General features: G+C 63.1%; 3 protein-coding genes and 2 pseudogenes. 1 reads left to right on the forward strand and 4 read right to left on the reverse strand.

All coding sequences use genetic code 11. From position 1 onward, the window contains the following. Window positions 1-58 precede the first annotated feature (58 nt). From G3436_RS23905 to G3436_RS23920, 4 genes and pseudogenes are all read right to left on the reverse strand, one after another. A complete protein-coding gene (locus tag G3436_RS23905; RefSeq protein WP_163950252.1) occupies window positions 59-799 on the reverse strand; it encodes a penicillin-binding protein activator LpoB in 741 nt (246 codons plus the stop codon). Between the two features lie 3 nt (window positions 800-802). Next, on the reverse strand, window positions 803-1,390 hold the full coding sequence (gene lpoB / locus G3436_RS23910) for a penicillin-binding protein activator LpoB (protein WP_163950257.1): 588 nt from the start codon (window positions 1,388-1,390) through the stop codon (window positions 803-805). Window positions 1,391-1,417: 27 nt separating this feature from the next. Next, window positions 1,418-1,792, reverse strand: coding sequence for a YcfL family putative periplasmic lipoprotein (locus G3436_RS23915; RefSeq protein WP_163950254.1), 375 nt, complete (start codon window positions 1,790-1,792; stop codon window positions 1,418-1,420). A 14-nt stretch (window positions 1,793-1,806) separates the two neighbouring features. Further along, window positions 1,807-3,197, reverse strand: a pseudogene (locus tag G3436_RS23920) (COG3014 family protein). A gap of 422 nt (window positions 3,198-3,619) precedes the next feature. Between G3436_RS23920 and G3436_RS29105 the strand changes: the two are divergent. Beyond that, a pseudogene (locus G3436_RS29105) lies at window positions 3,620-5,153 on the forward strand (FTR1 family protein); the annotation flags it as partial. Window positions 5,154-5,237 lie beyond the last annotated feature (84 nt).

The raw sequence follows: 5,237 nt of genomic DNA on the forward strand, positions 1-5,237 counted from the left end.
GAAGGGGCCGCAAGGCGGGGTACAAAAAAAGGCGACCCGAAGGTCGCCTTTTTCATGCTCAGCGCAAGATCTGCGCCGGCTCATCCGGTGGCAGGTTGTTGCGCATCGGCGCACGTTCCTGATCCGGCATCACGCCAACCAGCTGCTCTTTGAGCTGCTTGGCCACATCCAGGCCCAGTTCCTTGGACACGTCACGCACTACCCGCGGACGGTTCAGGCTGACCCGCACGTCCTGGCTGTTGACCAGCTTGGTGTCCTGGCCCTCACCCATGGCGGTGAACGCCGAGGTGATCTCGTAGGTACGGGTGTTGATCAGGCTGAAATCGGCGACCAGGGTCAGGCCCAGGATTGCCGAGTAGCTGTTGGTGTTGTCCAGGGACGTGATATCGCGCTGGAAGTCGATATCCGACAAGGTGCCGAACAGCACATAGTCGGCGCCCTTGTAGTTGCCTGCCTTGATCCGCGCAATCACGTCGTACACGTCCTGCGTGGCCTTGGCCGTGTACGGCGTGCCCTGGATCAGCTGGAACATGCCGGACTTGAGGATCTCGCCCTTGATGTCGCCGCTGAACTTGCGCAGTTCGGTCTGCTCGATATAGCTCTGGCTGCTCTCGAACTCGTTGTAGCTGGACGACGAGTTGGCGTGGTACATGCTCGCGTTCGAGCTGCTGCTCGCCGAGACCATGTGAATGTACTGCTCCACGCGCTCCTGGTAGGCCAGGTCGGTGACCGCTACCTTGGGGGCCGCCTGCACGCCGAACGCGCAGGCCAGGCCGATGATGCCCATCCATGCACGCATTGCTTAGCGCTCCGTGGTCTTGCGGATTTCTTTTTCGTCCATCCACTCGGCCAGGCCGCTTTCCACGTCGATCAGCTGCAGGCTGAACTTGTAGAACACGTCCTTGTAGTCGCTGCTGCGCTTGACGATCGAGCTGATCGAGCCTTCCAGGCGGTACTTGGCGGCGATCATGTTGCCGGTCTTGGCCACGGTGCCTTTCTTGTACAGGCCGCTCTGGTTCTGCAGCTTGAGCTGGTCAACCTGGCTCTGCATCTGGGTGTTGTCGCTGGCGAAACGGGCGGTGCCGGACTTCATCAGCTGGGTCTTGATCGACGTGGTGATCTCGCGGGTATCGATGTACTCGCTGGTCTTGTTCTTCACGTCGTAGACCTGAACCACCGGGCGACCTTGCAGGATGCCGGACTGGGCCAGCGAGCGGGTCATGCTCTCGGCGATCATCTGCAGGTCGGTCGAACCGAATTCGTTGGTGACCAGTTCCACGGCCTTGCTGTCGCCGTAGCCAATGTTCTTGCCGCCCAGGACCGGGGAGTTGTTGGCGCAACCACTGGCCAGTGCAACGACAACAGCCAGCATGGAAAAACGAGCGAACATCATGTTAAGCATCTCCTGAAAATTGAATTACTTGGCCTGGACTTCGATACGGAAGTCAGTGGCCTGAGGGACCGGGGCGATGGCCGGCAGCACGGTGGACTGCGAACCATAGAGGCTGAGGGTCTTCCAGCTCTCTTCGCCGGCAACCGGGAAACCGTCGTTGCCCAGCCAGGCAAAGCGATAGAACATCGTCTTGTTGCTGCTGCTGGTGTTGGTCAGCGCGACCTTGACGGTCATGAAGCCGTTTTCACGGGCGACACGCATCGGGCCGATGTCGACGTTGCTCAGTTTGCCCATCACGACCACCTTGCTGGCGGCGCTGCCCGGCTCGGGCGGCGGAGGGGTGGCGCAGCCAGCCAGCAGGGCGGCAGTGGCGAGCGCGGCGAGAAGCTTGAGGCGCATGACGATTCCTTAACTTACTTGAGGCTGGCGACGGCAGCAGCCGACGCAGACGGGGTAACGTGCAGGGCCGGGCCACCGGCATATACCTGGTTGCCGACAACACGCAGGCTGACGACCTGATACGGACGGTCGATCTTGACCGATACCTTGCTGCCACCCAGGCTCGACGGCAGGCTGAGCTGATGCTCGCCCTGGCTCAGGTGGACGCGGGCCACCAGGGTGTCGTCGGGCAGGGTGCGCCAGGTGCGGGTGTCGGCGCCTTCGGTAACGGCCGAGGCGATGCCCACGGCGAGGCCGGCCAGCGGGTTGACGTCGTTGATCTGCTTTTGCGCCACGCCGCGGCTGATGGCGCGCACGCTGGTGCGCAGGATGATGCCGGGCATGTCGTCACGCAGGGCACGGCGCGACATGGCGGTGGTGCTGTTGAGCGCGGTCAGCTTGAGCGTCTTGTCGTTCAGGAAGATCTCGCTGAAGTGTGCGGTGGAGGTGTCTTCCTTGATGATTGGGAACGACAGCGGGGTGATCACCAGGTTGCCGCTGATGGGCAGCGGCAGCGGAATGCGCACCGAGTCGCGGGCGGGTGCCAGGCCGCTCTGCACCACGATCAGCACGTCGCTGTCGGCGCTTTTGGCGGCCGGCTTGTCGAGGTCGAGCAGGGCCTGTTCGAGCAGTGCGGTGTTCGGGCGCAGTTCGGCCGCCTTGCGGTAGCCCGGCGCCGCCAGGCCTTTTTCGCCCAGCGCTTCGTACACGTAGCCCGACAGGTAGTGGCTGAACGCGCTCTGGTAGCTGTTTTTCAGGCCAACCACTTCAGGCGCGTCGAGGGCGGCAACCGGGTAACCCTTGAGGTCCTTGTACTCGGTCTTGACGCCTTCCTTCTCGGCCTCTTCCTCGCGCTTGAGGTATTCCTTGTCACGCAGCTCGGCAATCACCGCTTCGCGCTCGTGGGTCTTCTTGATCTCGGTGCGGGCACCGTCGAAGTCGTTCTGCGCCAGCAGGTTCAGGGCCATCTGGGTGGTCAGCATGACCTTTTCGTAGTCATAGCCTTCGTAGCGGCGCACCTTGTCGTTGACCAGGTAGCTGCCGAACTGGCCCAGGTACTTGGCGGTGTCCAGCTTGACCGACTCTTCCCACTTGAACACCACGTTGTCGGCTTCGCGCCACGCGCTCTGGCTGCCGCTCAGGTCGCCCTTGGAGCGCAGCAGTTCGCCCTTCTCGAAGTAGTAGAGCAGGTCCTTGTCTTCACCCTTGTTGTTCTTTTCCAGCAACGCCAGGGCCGCGTCGATGTTGCCGCTGGCCAGTTGCTGGTTGGTTTCCTGGAGTTCGCTGTCATAGCTGCGAAAGCTGCGCAGCCGGTCAGTTGGACGACCGCGAGGAGCGTGGCGACGGTGAGGACACGGGATGCCATCTGGAGTCTTCTTCCCTGAGAGTGATAGTGGGCGCCGGCGAGTGGCGGTAGTCCCTTTGGCCGTAAGGTCCAAATCCTCTGTTCAGAGGAGCCTGTATTTCCATTCGCTATAACGAAAGGCGCGGCATTATAAACCCAATTACTGGCTAATTAATGGCGTTGTGCTCCGATATTTATGGGGTGTGCCAACAGTCACATTTCGTGGGTGTGGCACAGGTCCGGCGGCAGCGGGTTTTGCCTTCAAAAATATGTGTCTGAATTTTTCATGAAACTTCCGGGCGGTGCTTGAGCGGCGTGAAGTGGAAGTGAACAATGCAAGCTCTCTCATTCCTGTTCGAGACTGGCCGATGATGCCTTGCTCCCGTTTGTTCGCCTGGCTGTTGTGCCCGGTGTTGGCCGTGGGCAGCGTGGTAGCGCTGGCCGAGCCGACCACGGCACCGCTGATCACCCCGGACCCGGCGCGCGCGGCGCCGCTGTATGCCCAGCATTGTTCGGTGTGCCATGGCGATACGGGGGCCGGTGACGGGCCGGCCGGCGTGGGCCTGGAGCCGCCGCCAGGCAACCTGCAGGACGTGGCGCGGCTCGACAGCCTGAGCCTGTTCGACCTCTACACCCGCATCGGCCAGGGTGTCGAAGGCACTGACATGCCAGCGTTCGCCGACCAGCTCGACGAGCGCCAGCGCTGGGACCTGGCCAGCTACATCGCAGGCTTCAGTGCCGACCCCGCGTCGGCGCAAGGCGCTGGCCAGTTCAGCCTGGCAGACCTGGCGCAGCGCACCCCTGCTGATATCCGTGCCACCCAGGGCGCCGAGGCGGCTGCGCTGCTACGCGCCCAGCGGGCCAGGCCGCCGCAGGTACAGCGTGGCCCGGGGCAGTTGATCGAGTACACCCGCACGATGCTCGACAAGAGCCTGGCGGCCTACCGTGCAGGAGACCACGAGCAGGCTCATGACCTGTCGGTGGCGGCTTACCTGGAAGGTTTCGAGCTGGTCGAAAGCTCGCTGGACAATGTGGATGCAAGCCTGCGCAAAGACACCGAAAAAGCCTTGATGGCCTATCGGCAGTCGTTGCAGGACGGGTTGCCCGTGGAGCAGGTCGTGCAGCACCTGGAAACGGCCAAGGCCCGGCTCGCCGCATCGGCTGCGTTGCTGGGGGCGGATGGCCTGAGCGGGTCGCTGAGCTTTGTCTCCGGCTTGCTGATCCTGTTGCGCGAAGGGCTGGAGGCGATCCTGGTACTGGCGGCGATTCTCGCTTTCCTGCGCAATACCGGCCAGCAATCGGCCGTGCGCAGCGTCAACGCGGGTTGGGCGCTGGCGTTGCTGGCAGGCTTGGGTACCTGGGCGCTGGCGGCCTACGTGATTGATGTGGGTGGTGCCCAGCGCGAACTGCTCGAAGGCTGCACGGCCTTGTTCGCCAGCGTGATGGTGCTGTGGCTTGGGGTGTGGATGCATGACCGGCGCACGCGGCGGCGTGGCAGAACTACATCAAGAGCAGCCTGGTGGGTGGGGGCGGGCGTTTCGGCTTTGCGCTGCTGGCGTTTTTCTCGGTATACCGCGAGCTGTTCGAGGTGATCCTGTTCTATGAAACCCTGTGGCTGCAGGCGGGCCCGGCGGCACACAACGCGGTGCTGGCCGGTGGCGCGACGGCGCTGGTGCTGCTGGTGGGGTTGGCGTGGGTGATATTGCGCGGGTCGGCAAAGCTGCCGTTGGCGCTGTTTTTTCAGCATCAATGCGGCACTGTTGTGCGCGCTATCGGTGGTGTTTGCCGGGCATGGGGTGAAGGCGCTGCAGGAGGCGGGGCATTTTCGGCACGCGCCCGGTGGCGTTCTTTGACTTCGACTGGCTGGGGATTCACGCCGATGCGTATTCGCTGACGGCGCAGGCATTGGCGCTGGCGGTGATCGGGGTGCTGTACGGGCGCAGTTGGTTGGCGGGGCGGCAGGTTTCGGCGCGGTAGTCGAGGGCCTCTTCGCTGGCAAGCCAGCTCCCACACGGAGAGCGGTGTCGTTGAGGGCCATACTTGACCTGTGGGAGCTGGCTT

This window comes from Pseudomonas brassicae (assembly GCF_010671725.1).
Lineage (GTDB): Bacteria > Pseudomonadota > Gammaproteobacteria > Pseudomonadales > Pseudomonadaceae > Aquipseudomonas > Aquipseudomonas brassicae.

Bases quoted from the DNA above. Each gene is read 5' to 3' on its own strand.
- G3436_RS23905 (WP_163950252.1), bottom strand. From the start codon at position 799: ATGCGTGCATGGATGGGCATCATCGGCCTGGCCTGCGCGTTCGGCGTG.
- lpoB (WP_163950257.1), bottom strand. From the start codon at position 1,390: ATGTTCGCTCGTTTTTCCATGCTGGCTGTTGTCGTTGCACTGGCCAGT.
- G3436_RS23915 (WP_163950254.1), bottom strand. From the start codon at position 1,792: ATGCGCCTCAAGCTTCTCGCCGCGCTCGCCACTGCCGCCCTGCTGGCT.